Genomic DNA, 14,806 nt, shown 5'->3' with positions numbered 1-14,806 from the left:
CCGGACGAAGGCCCAGGAGAGGACGACGCCCGCCGTGTCAGGAGACGCCACCCCCGTTCCGCTCGACCACCCGACGGACCACCGGCCCTTGCGGGTGCTGATGGCCGCGGACACCTTCGCCCCGGACGTCAACGGTGCCGCCACGTTCACCGAGCAGCTCGCCGTCGGCCTCGCCGAGCGTGGGCACGAGGTCCACATCATCGCCCCGGCAGCGGGCCGGAACCACGGCACCTACGACGAAGAGCTCCACGGCGTGACGCTCGTCGTGCACCGCCTCCCGTCGTACAAGTGGCCGCTGCACGCGTGGCTGCGGTTCGCGTGGCCGTGGACGGTCCGCAAGCACGTCGCGCCGATCATCGACGCCTTCAAGCCCGACGTCGTGCACATCCAGTCGCACATCATCGTCGGCCGTGGTGTCGCTCGTGAAGCCCACGACCGCGGCATCCGCATCATCGCCACGAACCACTTCATGCCCGAGAACCTGCTCGAGTACACGCCGTTCGGGCGCTTCACGCTGCCGATCGCGCTGAAGATCGCGTGGAACGACGCCGCGCACACGTACCGGCTCGCGGACGTGATCTCGACGCCGACCAACCTGGCGGCGGACTACCTCCGCAAGGCCATCGCCGGCCAGCGCGTCCTCGCGATCTCCTGCGGCATCGACGCCTCGCGCTACCTCGCACGAGAAGGCCGCCCGGCGAACAACGACATCACCTTCGTCGGCCGCATCGCGCCGGAGAAGAACCTCGACGTGCTCTTCCGGGCGCTCCCGCTGCTGCCCGCCGAGCTGAACGCGACCATCACGATCGTCGGTGACGGCGAGATGATCCCGAAGCTCACCGCGCTGTCGAAGGAGCTCGGCATCGAGGACCGCGTGACGTTCCTCGGGTTCGTCTCCGACGAGGTCAAGTTCCGCGCGCTCACCAACTCGACCGTGTTCGCGATGCCCTCGACGGCCGAACTGCAGAGCATCGCTTCGCTGGAGGCGATGGCGTCCGGCCTGCCGGTCGTCGCCGCGAACTCGATGGCGCTGCCGCACCTGGTCGACGGCAACGGGTACCTGTTCGAGCCGGGGGACGAGCGTGCCCTCGCCGACAAGCTCACGACGGTGCTGACGGCCTCGGACGAGGACTACGTGGCGATGCGGACGCGCAGTCTGGCCATGATCGAGGCGCACGACATCAACCGCACCCTCGCGACGTTCGAGGCGCTGTATCGTGGGGAACCGGTGGCCTAGGCCTGCCGACGAGGGGCGGTAGCCAAGCTGGTCAAGGCAGTCTGCTCATAACGGAACGATTCGCGGGTTCGAGTCCCGCCCGCCCCACGTGCAACTCCGTAAGAAGACCGCCAGCCACGACGCTGACGCCCCCGGCCCGACCCCGAACGTGACGTTCGAGGCGTCCAAGGGCGGCACCGGCGTGCGCGTCAACGCGTTCCGGATCGGGTTCATGGGCGGCATCGGCGTGCTCGTCGCCCTGCTCGCCGGGGCCCTCATCGGGCAGCTGTCGACCGTGCTGGTCTACATCGGCGTCGCGCTGTTCATCGCGCTCGGCCTCGACCCCCTGGTGACCTTCCTCGAGCGGTACATCCCACGGTGGGCGGCGATCCTCGCGGTCGTCGTCACGGTGCTGCTCGCGTTCGGGGGCGTGGTGTTCGCCGTCGTCCCGATCCTCATCAACCAGGCGACGAACCTGGTGCAGAACTTCCCGGACATCGTCCAGGACCTCTCCCAGCAGGACTGGGTGCAGAACCTGTCGAAGCAGCTCAACGGGTCGTTCGACGTCGACCACTCGCTGCAGCAGCTCCAGAAGTTCGTCGAGGACCCGGGCAACCTGCTGAGCCTCGGCGGCGGCATCCTGGCCGTGGGTACCGGGATCCTGTCGGGCCTGACCGGCGCGCTCATCGTCCTCATCCTCATGCTCTACTTCCTCGCCTCGATGCGGAGCATGAAGAGCATGATGTACCGCTTCGTGCCGGCGTCCCGTCGGCAGAACTACATCGACGTCAGCGAGGAGGTCACGTCCTCCGTCGGCCGCTACGTCGTCGGGCAGATCACGCAGGCGGGCATCAACGGCGTCCTGAGCCTGGTGTTCCTGCTCATCATCGGTGCTCCGCTTCCGGTGCTCCTCGCGACGTTCGCGTTCATGGGCTCGCTCATCCCGCTCGTGGGGACCCTCGGCGCGGCGATCGTGATCTCGCTGCTGTGCTTCTTCGCGTCGCCCGCGACCGCCCTCGCCGCCGCGATCTACTACCTCGTCTACATGCAGGTCGAGTCGTACGTGATCTCGCCGCGCATCATGTCCCGCGCGGTGCAGGTGCCCGGTGCGCTCGTCGTGATCGCGGCCGTCGCGGGGGCCACCATCGGCGGCGTCCTCGGTGCCCTCGTCGCGGTGCCGGTCGCCGCGTCGGTGATCATCATCGTGCAGAAGGTCATCTACCCGCGCCAGGAGCAGGCGTGACCGACCCTGCGGACGGCGCCGCTGCCGCTGCCGCCGCTGCCGCTGCGCGCGACCGGTGGGCCCGCAGCCCACGTGGACCGCTCGCCCTGGTGAACGCGCAGCGCGTCGACCACGCGCAGCCCGTCTGGCCGGTCCCCGGCACGTGGGCGCCGGCCGTGGGCGGGCTCACGGTGACCGCTGACGCCGCCGACGGGGTCGTCGTGGACGGCGTCCCGGTCGACGGGACCGTCCTCGTCGCCGGCGACGAGGCCGTCGTGCCGTCGGCCGTCGCCTTCCCGGACGGCTTCGCGGGCACCGTCTCCGGCTCGACGCTCCGCGTCTGGGACCCCGCGTCCGATGCGATCGCACGGTTCACGCGGATCGACCGCTTCCCGTACGCGGCCGATCTGGTCCGTCCAGGCCGGTACACACCGGTCGACGACAGCCTGGAGGCCCCTGGTCACGTCCTCGACGCCGCCGGCGATCCGCTCCTGGTCGCGGGCACCGTCGAGACCACCGTCGGTGGGGTGGTCGCCTCCCTGCTCGCGGTGCGGTCGGCACCGTTCGGCGGGGTCGCGCGGCTGCAGCTCATCGTCCAGGACGGCACGAGTGCGCTGCCCGAGGACGACGCCGCGAGCTCCTACTCGATGGGCCGGTTCCTCTTCGTCGACGACCCGGGCGGCCCCGCGGACGTCGCGGTGGACTGGAACGGCCTGGTGCTCCCGCCGTGCGCGTTCTCGTACCAGTACGCGTGCCCGATCCCGCCGCCGCAGAACCGCCTGGTGATCCCGATCCCGGCGGGCGAGCGGCACCCGATCGACCACGACGGCGCCGTCCTGCACTGATCGGGCCGGTGTCCTTGCCGTTCCCAGCGCCGACGCTGCATAATGGGCGTGTCCGCCAGGACATCACAATCGGATATCGATGGTTCCACGGTGCTCTCGAGCACTGGTCCGGATCCTCCAGCACAGGTCGATGGGGAAGTCGCACCTGATGATCGGAGGAACCATGACCGGGACTGCGTCTGGAGTGCTCTACGTGCACTCCTCCCCACGCGCGCTCTGCCCCCATGTCGAATGGGCAGCAGGTCGCGCGATGAGTCGCGCCGTCAACTTCTCCTGGCTGGACCAGCCGGCGCAGGACGGCTCGCGTCGTACGGAGTACACCTGGACCGGCGCGGTCGGCACCGGTGCGGCCATCGCCTCCGCGCTGCGCGGGTGGGAGCACCTCCGCTACGAGGTCACCGAGGAACCCACCGAGGTCTCGGACGGCGGCCGGTGGATGCACACGCCCGATCTCGGCGTCTTCTACGCGCAGACCGACGTCACCGGGAACATGGTCATCCCCGAGGACCGTGTCCGCTACGCGATGGAGGTCGCCGGCAGCAACGCCCTCGAGCTCCACCGGGAGCTCCGGCTGGCGCTCGGGCAGGCCTGGGACGACGAGCTCGAGCCGTTCCGCCACGCGGCCGAGGGCAACCCGGTCGTCTGGCTGCACCGCGTCGGCTGACGCCCGCTGCGGGCGCTGCCGGAGCTCGCGCTGCCGGCGCTGACGCTCCTCCTGCGACGAAACACCTCCGAACACACGGAACACCTCCGAACACACGAAACGCCGCCGATCCCGGCGGCGTTTCGTGGTGTCAGCGGTGTTTCGACGTGTGGGCGGTGCCACACGGGGCGGAGGCGAGCCGAGCCTCCGGACCGGAGGCGGTGGTCAGGCCGTGCGGAACGCGACGACGGCGTTGTGGCCGCCGAAGCCGAACGAGTTGCTCACGGCGAGCAGGTCGCCCGCCGGGAGCTCGCGCGGCGAGGTCGCGACGTCCATCACGATCTCCGGGTCCTGCTCGGTGAGGTTGATCGTCGGCGGAGCGACGCGGTTGTGCAGCGCGAGGACGGTGAACGCCGCCTCGATCGCACCGGCACCACCGAGGAGGTGCCCGGTCGACGCCTTGGTGGCCGACACGACGACGGAGTCGAGGTGGTCGCCGAAGACGCGGCGCATCGCGTGGTACTCGGCGATGTCGCCCACCGGCGTCGACGTGGCGTGCGCGTTGACGTGCACGACGTCTTCGCGCGACGCACCGGCGTGCTCGAGTGCCATGAGCACCGCACGGGCAGCCGCGCTGCCCTCGGGGTCGGGGGCGGTGATGTGGAACGCGTCCGAGGTGATGCCGGCACCGGCGACCTCGGCGTAGATCTTGGCGCCGCGGGCTTCCGCGTGCTCCTTCGTCTCGAGGACCAGCGCCGCAGCGCCGTCCGCGAGCACGAAGCCGTCACGCGTGACGTCGTACGGACGCGAGGCGGTCTCGGGGGAGTCGTTGCGGCGCGACAGGGCCTGCATCGCGGCGAACGACGCGAGGGGCATCGGGTGCAGCGCGGCTTCGGCGCCACCGGCGATGACGATGTCGGCTTCACCGGTCGCGACGTGGCGGTACGCCTCGGCGAGGGACTCGGTGGAGGACGCGCACGCCGAGAGGTAGGTGCGGGCGCCACCACGGGCGCCGAACTCCATCTCGATGGCGGCGGCGGGGCCGTTCGCCATGAGCATCGGGACCGTCATCGGCAGGACGCGGCGCGGGCCCTTCTCGCGCAGGGTGTCCCAGGCGTCGAGCAGCGTGTTCACGCCGCCGATGCCGGTCGCCCAGTCGACGATGAGGCGCTCGGGCACGACGGTCTCGTTGTCGATGCCCGCGTCGGCCCAGGCTTCACGCGCGGCGATGAGCGAGAGCTGCGACGACGGGTCGAAGCGCTTGGTCTCGGGGCGGGTGAGCTGGTCGGTGATGAAGCGGCGCGCCTGCCCGGCGAACTCGACGGGGATGTTGAGTTCGGCGTAGCGCGGGTCTTCGAGCCTGGTGATCCCGGACTTGCCCTCGAGCAGGGCGTCCCAGGTCTCCGAGGCAGTCGCGGCGAGAGGGGTGATCGCACCGATCCCGGTGACGACGACGGTCTTGTTGGTCATGGAACGACTTGTTTCTGCTGAGGTGGACATGACGAGCGCCGCGGCCCGTGACCGGAAGGGTCGAGCCGGACCACGGCGCTCAGGAAGTTCGTGTCAGGCCTGGGCCTTGACGATGAAGTCGACGGCGTCACCGACGGTCTTGAGGTTCTTGACCTCTTCGTCCGGGATCTTCACGTCGAACTTCTCTTCGGCGTTGACGACGATGGTCATCATCGAGATGGAGTCGATGTCGAGGTCGTCCGTGAACGACTTGTCCGACTGCACCGTGTCGGTGGCGATGCCGGTCTCGTCGTTGATGAGCTCGGCCAGGCCGGCGAGGACTTCTTCGTTGGACAGGGCCATGATGGTGTCTCCTTGAGGGGGGTGTCGTTTGACCGTGGACCAGCCTAGGGCACGGGGTGGTCCCGTGCCCGCAGCCTGGCGGGACTGTGGAAAGTCTTGCTGCGCTCCGGTGTCCCGGAGCACCGGGCGTCCTACGGGAGGACGACCACCTGGGCGCCGAACACGAGTCCGGCGCCGAACCCGATCTGCAGGGCGAGGCCGCCCGACAGCTCCGGGTGCTCGTCGAGCAGGCGGTGGGTGGCGAGCGGGATGCTCGCGGCGGAGGTGTTGCCGGTGGTCGTGATGTCGCGGGCGATCACCACGGACTCGGGGATGCCGAGCTGCTTGGCGAACTCGTCGATGATGCGGATGTTCGCCTGGTGGGGCACGAACGCGGCGAGCTGGTCGGGGCGGACGCCCGCGGTCTCCAGCGCTTCTCGGGCGACCTTGACCATCTCCCAGACGGCCCAGCGGAACACGGTCTGACCGGCCTGCCGTATCGTCGGCCGCGCGGCCCCCGCTTCCCACTCGTTGAAGGTGGCGGTCATGCCGATCGCGTCCCACTTGGAGCCGTCGGAGCCCCAGATGGTCGGCGCGATGCCGGGGAAGTCGCTCGGGCCGACGATCGCGGCGCCGGCGCCGTCGCCGAGCAGGAACGAGATCGAGCGGTCGGTCGGGTCGACGATGTCGCTGAGCTTCTCGGCCCCGACGACGAGCACGTGGTCGGCGATGCCGGACTTCACGAACGAGTCGGCCTGGGCGATGCCGTAGGCGTACCCGGCACACGCGGCGCTGATGTCGTACGCCGCCGCGGGGGCGGCGCCGATGCGCTCGGCGAGGAGCGACGCCATCGACGGGGTGGCCACGGTGTGCGTGACGGTGCTGACGAGCACGACGCCGATCTGGTCGGGCGTGATGCCCGCCTTGGCGATGGCCTCGAGCGAGGCGGCCTCGGCGAGGTCGACCGCTTCGACGTCGGCACCGGCGCGCATCCGGGTGACGATCCCGGTGCGCTGGCGGATCCACTCGTCGGAGGAGTCGATCGGGCCGACGAGGTCGTCGTTCGGCACGGTGTTCTCGCCGCGGGCGGCGCCGAGCGCGAGGATGCGGCTGAACTCGTGGCCGCGGCGCTGCGCGAGGACGGGACGAGCTGCGTCGACTGCGGTGGGGGTGGTGCTGTCGGTCATGCGGATGCCTCTGCGGTGTTCAGGAGCTCGATCGCGGCCGGCAGGTCCTCGGGGGACTTGACCGCGACGGTGGGCGTGCCCCGGAGGCCGCGCTTGGCGAGCCCCACGAGGGCGCCGGCGGGGGCGAGCTCGATGATGCCGGTGACCCCTGCCTGCTGGAAGGACTCCATCACGGAGTCCCAGTGCACGGGGTTCGCGATCTGGGCGACCATGAGGTCGACGAACCGGCGGCCGTCGTCGACGCGGGAGCCGTCCGCGTTGGTCCAGATCGGGAGCGTCGGGTCGGTGACGGCGGTCGCGGCGGCCACCGGGGCGACGCGCTCGACGGCGGGGGCCATGTACCGGGTGTGGAACGCACCGGCCACCGCGAGGGGGATCACGCGGGCCTTGGTCGGCGGGTTCTCGGCGAGGGCCGCGATCGCTGCGGCAGCGCCAGCGACGACGGTCTGGCCGCCGCCGTTGTGGTTCGCGGCCACGAGCCCGTTGGCTTCGAGTGCCTGCGCGACATCGTCCGGGTCGCCGCCGAGGACGGCTGCCATCGAGGTGGGCTCGAGGGCCGCGGCGTCGGCCATCGCCCGGCCGCGCTCGGCGACCAGTGCGACGGCGTCGGCCGGTGTGAGGATCCCGGCGACCGCGGCGGCGGTGAACTCCCCGACGGAGTGGCCGGCGACGCCACCGACGAGGGCGCGACGGCCGTCGGCGAGGAGGGCGTCCGCGGTGATGATGCCCGCGGCGACGATGAGCGGCTGGGCGAGCGCGGTGTCCTTGATGGTGTCCGCGTCGGACTCGGTGCCGTGCAGCGCCAGGTCGACGCCGATCGCCTCGGACCACTGCCCGACACGGTCACGGACGGCGGCGTCCTCGAGCCACGGGGCGAGGAAGCCTGGGGTCTGGGAGCCCTGTCCGGGCGCGACGACGACGATCACCGGACAATCCTGTCTGCCGTCGGGCGTGCGGCCCGTGTGGACTCCCGACACGAATCCGCGCGAGACATTGTGGGACCCCTACCGACGGCGGTCCCGCGGTCGCCCGTCACCGTCGTCCGACGCGCCGGCGGCTGGAGGCCGATTCGGACATCGCACCGAGGATCAGCGCGGACTGCACGATCAGGGCGTCACGGGCGTGGGTGGCGTCCCAGCCGATGATGTCCGCCACACGGCGCAGGCGGTACCGCACGGTGTTCGGGTGCACGAAGAGCTCGCGCGCCGTCGCCTCGAGGGAGCGACCGGTGTCGAGGTAGCACCAGAGCGTCTGCAGGAGCTCGGTGGACTGGTCCTTCAGCGGCACGTAGATGCGCTGCACGAGCGCGGACCGGGCCAGGGGGTCACCGGCGAGGGCCCGCTCGGGCAGCAGGTCGTCCGCGAGCGCGGGACGGGGAGCACCGCGCCAGGCCCGTGCGACGGCGAACCCGGCGAGGGCGGCCTTCGCGGAGGTGGAGGCGTCGACGACCCCGGGGACCTCGTTGCCGAGGACCAGGTGGCCCTCGCCGAACATCGGCTCGAGGGCCTGCGCGATCGCCAGGAACGAGACCGGCTCCTCGCCTTCCGGGACGTCGTCCCGCGGGGTGGAGCGGCCGATGACGACCACGAGGCGCGAGCCCTGGACGCCGATGAGCACGTCCGCGTCCATGTGGCGGGCGGAGCGCCGGACCTGGTCGACCTCGAGCTGCTTCGGTGCGGTGCCGACGAGCACCGCCACCTCGCCGTGGCCGTGCCAGCCGAGCGCCGCGATGCGGGAGGGGAGCTCGTCGTCGTACTCGCCGGAGAGGATCGAGTCGACCACGAGCGCTTCGAGCCGGGCGTCCCAGAGCCCGCGCGCCTCGGCGGCACGGGCGTAGACGTCGGCGGCCGCGAAGGCGATGTCCCGGGAGTACTTGAGGATCGCCTCCTGCAGCATCTCGTCGTCCTTGGCGCGTTCCTCCACCACGGTCACGACCACGCGGATGAGCTGCAGGGTCTGCTGCAGGCTCACCGAGCGCAGGAGTTCCCGCGGCGCGGAGCCGAACACGTCGGCGGCCGCGATCCACGGTGTCGACGCGCTGCCCTCGAGCCAGGAGATGAACGAGGTGATGCCGGCCTGGGCGACCATGCCGACCGCGGACCGACGCCCAGGGGGCATCTCGCTGTACCAGGGGAGCGTGTCCTCGAGCCGCTTGATGGTGGCGGTCGAGAGTTCGCCCGACACCTGCCGGAGCCAGGAGAGCGCCCGTTCACGGTCGTTCTCCCGGCCCACGGCGGGGTCGGTGCGGGGTGTCGTCACCGGGTGATCAGCTCTCGCCGCCGGCGCTGCCCGTGGTGCCGGCGGTCACGTCGTGCAGGCGGTACTTGTCGATCGCCTGCTGGACGAGCGCCCCGTCGATCTTGCCCTGGCGGGCGAGCTGCTGCAGCGTCCGCACGACGACCGAGGGGCCGTCGATGTGGAAGAAGCGGCGGGCGGCCGGACGGGTGTCCGAGAAGCCGAAGCCGTCGGCGCCGAGCGTGGCGTAGTCGGTCGGCACGAACGGGCGGATCTGCTCCTGGACCTGGTGCATGAAGTCGCTGACTGCGACGACCGGGCCCTCGGTGGCGAGCAGACGCTCGGTGACGTACGGCGTGCGGGGCTGCTCGTTCGGGTTGAGGAACGCGTGCTGCTCCGCGGCGAGACCGTCACGGTACAGCTCACCCCAGCTCGTGACGCTCCACACGTCGGCGGAGACGCCCCAGTCCTCGGCGAGGAGCTGCTGCGCCTCGAGGATCCACGGCACCGCGACACCGGACGCGAGCAGCTGGGCCTTGGGGCCGTCGTGCTCGCTGCCCTTGAGCAGGTACATGCCCTTGACGATGCCGTCCACGTCGACGCCCTCGGGCTCGACGGGCTGCACGATCGGCTCGTTGTAGACCGTCAGGTAGTACATGACGTTCGGGTCGTCGTGCTTCGGCGAGCCGTCCTCGTTCGTGCCGTACATCCGGTCGAGGCCGGACTGGACGATGTGGCCGATCTCGTAGCCGTAGGCCGGGTCGTAGGACACGACCGCGGGGTTCGACGCCGCGAGGAGCAGCGAGTGGCCGTCGGCGTGCTGCAGGCCCTCACCGGTCAGGGTGGTGCGACCGGCGGTGGCGCCGATCATGAAGCCGCGTGTCATCTGGTCACCGGCGGCCCAGATCGCGTCACCGGTGCGCTGGAACCCGAACATCGAGTAGAAGACGTAGACCGGGATGAGCGGCTCGCCCTGCGTCGAGTACGAGGTGCCGACGGCGGTGAACGCCGCGAGGGCGCCCGCCTCGTTGATGCCGACGTGGATGATCTGGCCCTGCGGGCTCTCCTTGTAGGCCAGGAGGAGCTCACGGTCGACCGACGTGTAGTGCTGGCCGTTCGGGTTGTAGATCTTCGCCGTCGGGAAGTACGCGTCCATGCCGAACGTGCGCGCTTCGTCCGGGATGATCGGGACCACACGGTCACCGAAGTCCGGGGAGCGCAGCAGGTCCTTCAGCAGACGGGCGAACGCCATGGTTGTGGCGATCTCCTGCTTGCCGGAGCCCTTCTTGACGACCTGGTACTTCGCGTCGTCGGGGAGCGTGATGGACGTGTACTTGGTGCGACGCTCCGGCACGTACCCGCCGAGCGCGTGACGGCGCTCGTGCATGTACTGGATCGCCTCGTCGTCGTTGCCCGGGTGGTAGTACGGCGGCGTGTACGGGTTCTCCTCGAGCTGCGCGTCGGAGATCGGGATGCGCATCTCGTCGCGGAACTGCTTGAGGTTGTCGAGCGTGAGCTTCTTCATCTGGTGCGTCGCGTTGCGCCCCTCGAAGCTCGGGCCGAGGCCGTAGCCCTTGACCGTCTTCGCGAGGATGACGGTCGGCTGGCCCTTGTGCTCGGTCGCCGCCTTGAACGCCGCGTAGACCTTGCGGTAGTCGTGGCCACCGCGCTTGAGGTTCCAGACCTGGTCGTCGCTGTAGCCGTCGATCAGCTGGAGCGCCTTCGGGTCGCGCCCGAAGAAGTTCTCCCGGACGTAGGCGCCGTTCTCGGCCTTGTACGTCTGGTAGTCACCGTCGGGGGTGACGTTCATCAGGTTGAGGAGCGCGCCCTCGGTGTCGCGGGCGAGCAGGTCGTCCCACTCGCGGCCCCAGATCACCTTGATGACGTTCCAGCCGGCACCGCGGAAGTAGCTCTCGAGCTCCTGGATGATCTTGCCGTTGCCGCGCACCGGGCCGTCGAGACGCTGCAGGTTGCAGTTGATCACGAAGTTCAGGTTGTCGAGGCCGTCGTTCGCGGCGACCTGGAGCTGGCCGCGGGACTCGACCTCGTCCATCTCGCCGTCGCCGAGGAAGGCCCAGACCTGCTGCTCCGAGGCGTCCTTGATGCCGCGGTTGGACAGGTACTTGGCCTGCTGCGCCTGGTAGATCGCGTTGATCGGGCCGATGCCCATCGACACGGTCGGGAACTGCCAGAAGTGCGGCATGAGCCGGGGGTGCGGGTAGGAGGACAGCCCGCCACCTGCGTGCGACTTCTCCTGACGGAACCCGTCGAGCTGGTTCTCGTCGAGACGGCCCTCCATGTAGGCGCGGGCGTACATGCCGGGGGAGGCGTGGCCCTGGAAGAACACCTGGTCGCCGCCGGAGGGGTGGTCCTGCGCGCGGAAGAAGTGGTTGTAGCCGACCTCGTACAGGGCGGCGCTCGACGCGTACGTCGAGATGTGCCCACCCACCGAGATGCCGGGACGCTGCGCGCGGTGCACCGTGATGGCCGCGTTCCAGCGGATCCACCGGCGGTAGCGGCGCTCGAGCTCCTCGTCGCCGGGGAACTCCGGCTCGTTCTCCGGCGCGATCGTGTTGACGTAGTCCGTCGTCGGGACCATCGGCACGCCGAGGTGCAGTTCCTTGGACCGCTTGAGCAGGCTGAGCATGATCTCGCGGGCACGCTCGTGCCCGTGTGCCGCGACCAGTCCGTCGAGGGACTCACGCCATTCGGCGGTCTCCTCCGGGTCCTGGTCCTCGTGCCCTGCGCTGTACGGGTCCTGGTCGTTCACCGTCACCCTTGACCTCGGTTCGTTCTCGTGGTGGTGGACATGGTCGGTCCACCGATCGATCGGGTCGCGACCGGCGGTGGGAGCCGCCGTCCACTCTAGGCCCCACTGCCGACCGGTTGGCTGTGGGAGCCACCACCACACGGTGCAGACGTCCGGGCCCCACGACCGACCGCCTGCCTGATGGTGGCGTGTGTCCGCACCCTGTGCACAGGTGCTTGCATTCGCGGATCGTCGGCGTACGATTGCCGATCGTGCCCACGCGAACCCGCGAGGGCGTGGATGGACGGGCACACCCGCAGCCCGAGGAAGAAGCACACGTACCGATGGCACTGGAGACTGGGTCGCTCGCGCCGGACTTCGAACTCCCGAACCAGTTCGGGGAGCACGTCCGCCTCAGCGACTTCCGCGGGTCCCGCCCGGTCGCACTCGTCTTCTTCCCCCTCGCGTTCTCGTCGACGTGCACGAGCGAGCTCTGCGCACTCCGGGACAACATCGCGATGTTCCAGGACAACCGCATCGAGCTGATCGGCATCTCGGTCGACTCGAAGGCGACGCTCCGCTCGTTCGCCGATGCGAACGGTTACGACTTCGAACTCCTGGCGGACTTCTGGCCGCACGGTGCCGTCTCCAAGGAGTACGGCGTCTTCCTCGAGAACAAGGGCTTCGCGAACCGCGCGACCTTCGTCATCGACGTGCAGGGCCGCATCCGCGCGTCGATCATCTCGGAGCCCGGCGTCGCCCGCGACGTCGCCGAGTACCGCGCGGCCCTCGACCGGCTCGCCGCCTGCACGGCGCCGGTCCCCGTCGGCTAGGCAACCGGCAGCCGGTCCCGTTCCGAACACCCCAGGGGTGCTCAGGCACCGGACTGGAGGCACGGTGCACCACATCGGCACGGCGACGCGACCCGACGTGGTCGGCTCGACCGGCTACGCCCCGTACCCGGTGACGACCGACCCTGCCCCGTGGTCGCTGACGCGCTCCGTGGTCGACACCGCCGTCGGACCGGTCGTGGTGCACGCCCGACGGGGCCCGCGACCGCTGCTCCTGCTGCACGGGGTCGCCGGCTCGTGGACGACGTGGACGCCCCTGCTCCGTGCCGCGGACGGCTTCGACGGCCGCGGACTCGTGCTGGTCGACCTGCCCGGCTGGGGTTCGTCGCCGGCACCCGCACGACGGCTCGACGTCGACGACGCCGTCGCCGTGCTCCGATCGGTCCTCGAAGCCGTCGGAGTCGACACGGTCGACGTCCTCGGGCACTCGATGGGCGCGTTCATCGGCATGCACCTCGCCGTGGCCGCACCGGAACGGGTCCGCTCGACGACCCTGGTCTCCGGGACCACGTTCGCGGCGATCGACGCCGCCCGGCACCCGGTGCGCGGGGTCCTGACCCTGCCGTCCTTCGCACTGCTCCGCGCCGGACTCGCCGTCACCCGGAGCGCTGCTGTCCCGCTGCTCCGCGGCCTCGCGCGCGTCGGCCTGCTCCGCCTGCTCGCCGCGCCGGTGTTCACCCACGTGCGCGCACTCGACCGCAGCGTGCTCGACGCCTTCGTCGAGGAACTGCGGCCCGACGGCTTCCTCGGCGCGGCACGGACCGGCGCCGGGTACGACACCGACCGGTGGCGGAGCATCACCTGCCCGGTCACGGCGATCGCCGGCCGCGACGACGTCTTCGCGCGGGTGCGGGACCTCGACGACCTCGCACGGGTGGTGCCGCAGACCCGGACGGTGCTGCTCGACGACTGCGGCCACTTCGCGCACGTCGAGCACCCGGCTGCGGTGCTGCTGGCCCTCGGCGACGACACGGTCGGTGGTGACCGCGCGCTCGGTGACGACGGCGGGGTCAGTGGTACTGCGGTGGCCAGTCGAACGCCGGCGGGCGGTGCGGCACCTCCCCGATCGTCGTGACGACGAGGTCGACCTGCTCGAGGTCGCGCAGCTCGATCGACCGCGGGTTCGCGTAGTACCGGCGCCCGTCGACCCACACGGTCAGGTCCCCGTGCAGCCCGCCGACGTGCGCGGGGCCGAGGGAGACGTCCCACTCGTCGAAGAACTGTCCGAGGGTGAAGGTCCGGCGCTCGGGGGACTCGACGTGCACGATGCCCGAGGTGTCGTGCGTGTGGATCTCCGCCGCGAACCGCTGTTTCGCCGAGTGCCCGATGTTGCCGGGGACGACGACGGGTTCGCCTCCGTCAGTGATCGTCAGGTGCGTGTGGATGTGCTCCGCGAAGCGCTCGGTGGTGACGACGGGGTCGATGGCGACGACGGGGTCAGTGGTACTGCGGTGGCCAGTCGAACGCCGGCGGGCGGTGCGGCACCTCCCCGATCGTCGTGACGACGAGGTCGACCTGCTCGAGGTCGCGCAGCTCGATCGACCGCGGGTTCGCGTAGTACCGGCGCCCGTCGACCCACACGGTCAGGTCCCCGTGCAGCCCGCCGACGTGCGCGGGGCCGAGGGAGACGTCCCACTCGTCGAAGAACTGTCCGAGGGTGAAGGTCCGGCGCTCGGGGGACTCGACGTGCACGATGCCCGAGGTGTCGTGCGTGTGGATCTCCGCTGCGAACCGCTGTTTCGCCGAGTGCCCGATGTTGCCTGGGACGACGACGGGTTCGCCTCCGTCGGTGATCGTCAGGTGCGTGTGGATGTGCTCCGCGAGGCGCTGACCCCACACGTCGTGCAGCCCCGCGGCTTCGGCTCGTGCGGCGAGGTCCGTCGGCCTCGGCCACGGCGGCGCTCCCGGGGGCGTGGCACACCCGCTCGCGAGCACCACGACGGCCAGCCCCACCGCCGCTGCCCGCATCGCTCGTCGCACCCGTCCATGCCTACTCGCGTACGTCCCCGCTCGACCTGTGGGCTCGACGGTCGTGAGCGGCGCGGGGCGCGCGGGGAGCGCGGGACG

The 14,806-nt window shown here is 70.6% G+C and carries 14 protein-coding genes and 1 tRNA gene; 7 read left to right on the top strand and 8 right to left on the bottom strand.

What is annotated here, in order from left to right:
• The first annotated feature begins 34 nt into the window (after positions 1-34).
• The 5 genes from EDF24_RS15395 (at position 35) to EDF24_RS15375 (ending at position 3,947) form a co-directional block, all read left to right on the top strand.
• On the top strand, positions 35-1,237 hold the full coding sequence (locus EDF24_RS15395) for a glycosyltransferase (protein ID WP_260233466.1): 1,203 nt from the start codon (positions 35-37) through the stop codon (positions 1,235-1,237).
• Positions 1,238-1,249: 12 nt separating this feature from the next.
• Positions 1,250-1,324: transfer RNA gene (locus tag EDF24_RS15390), tRNA-Ile, on the top strand.
• Position 1,325: 1 nt separating this feature from the next.
• On the top strand, positions 1,326-2,459 hold the full coding sequence (locus tag EDF24_RS15385) for an AI-2E family transporter (RefSeq protein ID WP_123703982.1): 1,134 nt from the start codon (positions 1,326-1,328) through the stop codon (positions 2,457-2,459).
• Entirely contained in the window at positions 2,456-3,283 is an 828-nt protein-coding gene (locus tag EDF24_RS15380; RefSeq protein WP_123703980.1) for a DUF1684 domain-containing protein, read from the top strand. The genes EDF24_RS15385 and EDF24_RS15380 overlap by 4 nt, the downstream gene beginning before the upstream one ends.
• Before the next feature lie 163 nt (positions 3,284-3,446).
• Entirely contained in the window at positions 3,447-3,947 is a 501-nt protein-coding gene (locus EDF24_RS15375; RefSeq protein WP_123653165.1) for a DUF3145 domain-containing protein, read from the top strand.
• Positions 3,948-4,151: 204 nt separating this feature from the next.
• Here EDF24_RS15375 and EDF24_RS15370 read toward each other — a convergent pair whose 3' ends face one another.
• From EDF24_RS15370 to aceE, 6 genes are all read right to left on the bottom strand, one after another.
• On the bottom strand, positions 4,152-5,396 hold the full coding sequence (locus EDF24_RS15370; RefSeq protein ID WP_123703978.1) for a beta-ketoacyl synthase: 1,245 nt from the start codon (positions 5,394-5,396) through the stop codon (positions 4,152-4,154).
• A gap of 93 nt (positions 5,397-5,489) precedes the next feature.
• A complete protein-coding gene (locus EDF24_RS15365; RefSeq protein WP_071275967.1) occupies positions 5,490-5,738 on the bottom strand; it encodes an acyl carrier protein in 249 nt (82 codons plus the stop codon).
• Between the two features lie 131 nt (positions 5,739-5,869).
• Positions 5,870-6,904, bottom strand: a complete 1,035-nt coding sequence (locus EDF24_RS15360; RefSeq protein ID WP_123703976.1) for a beta-ketoacyl-ACP synthase III — start codon at positions 6,902-6,904, stop codon at positions 5,870-5,872.
• Entirely contained in the window at positions 6,901-7,830 is a 930-nt protein-coding gene (locus EDF24_RS15355; RefSeq protein WP_123703974.1) for an ACP S-malonyltransferase, read from the bottom strand. Before EDF24_RS15355 ends, EDF24_RS15360 begins: the two co-directional genes overlap by 4 nt.
• A 106-nt stretch (positions 7,831-7,936) precedes the next feature.
• Positions 7,937-9,163: a CdaR family transcriptional regulator gene (locus EDF24_RS15350; RefSeq protein WP_123703972.1), complete on the bottom strand. Its 1,227-nt coding sequence runs from the start codon at positions 9,161-9,163 to the stop codon at positions 7,937-7,939.
• Between the two features lie 7 nt (positions 9,164-9,170).
• Positions 9,171-11,915: a pyruvate dehydrogenase (acetyl-transferring), homodimeric type gene (aceE, locus tag EDF24_RS15345; RefSeq protein WP_123703963.1), complete on the bottom strand. Its 2,745-nt coding sequence runs from the start codon at positions 11,913-11,915 to the stop codon at positions 9,171-9,173.
• A gap of 317 nt (positions 11,916-12,232) precedes the next feature.
• On the opposite strand from aceE, the gene EDF24_RS15340 reads away from it, so the two are divergent.
• Together EDF24_RS15340 and EDF24_RS15335 are read left to right on the top strand one after the other, a co-directional pair.
• Positions 12,233-12,721 (top strand): peroxiredoxin, encoded by a 489-nt coding sequence (locus EDF24_RS15340; RefSeq protein WP_123703961.1) that lies wholly within the window; start codon positions 12,233-12,235, stop codon positions 12,719-12,721.
• Between the two features lie 64 nt (positions 12,722-12,785).
• A complete protein-coding gene (locus EDF24_RS15335; protein ID WP_185021686.1) occupies positions 12,786-13,814 on the top strand; it encodes an alpha/beta fold hydrolase in 1,029 nt (342 codons plus the stop codon).
• Here the strand turns inward: EDF24_RS15335 and EDF24_RS15330 are convergent.
• Together EDF24_RS15330 and EDF24_RS15325 are read right to left on the bottom strand one after the other, a co-directional pair.
• Positions 13,750-14,004 (bottom strand): hypothetical protein, encoded by a 255-nt coding sequence (locus EDF24_RS15330; protein WP_123703957.1) that lies wholly within the window; start codon positions 14,002-14,004, stop codon positions 13,750-13,752. The genes EDF24_RS15335 and EDF24_RS15330 overlap by 65 nt on opposite strands.
• A 172-nt stretch (positions 14,005-14,176) precedes the next feature.
• Entirely contained in the window at positions 14,177-14,719 is a 543-nt protein-coding gene (locus tag EDF24_RS15325) for a hypothetical protein (RefSeq protein WP_148070909.1), read from the bottom strand.
• Between the last annotated feature and the right edge of the window lie 87 nt (positions 14,720-14,806).

This window comes from Curtobacterium sp. PhB130 (assembly GCF_003755165.1).
Lineage (GTDB): Bacteria > Actinomycetota > Actinomycetes > Actinomycetales > Microbacteriaceae > Curtobacterium.
This window is presented reverse-complemented; position numbering and strand designations above follow the sequence as displayed.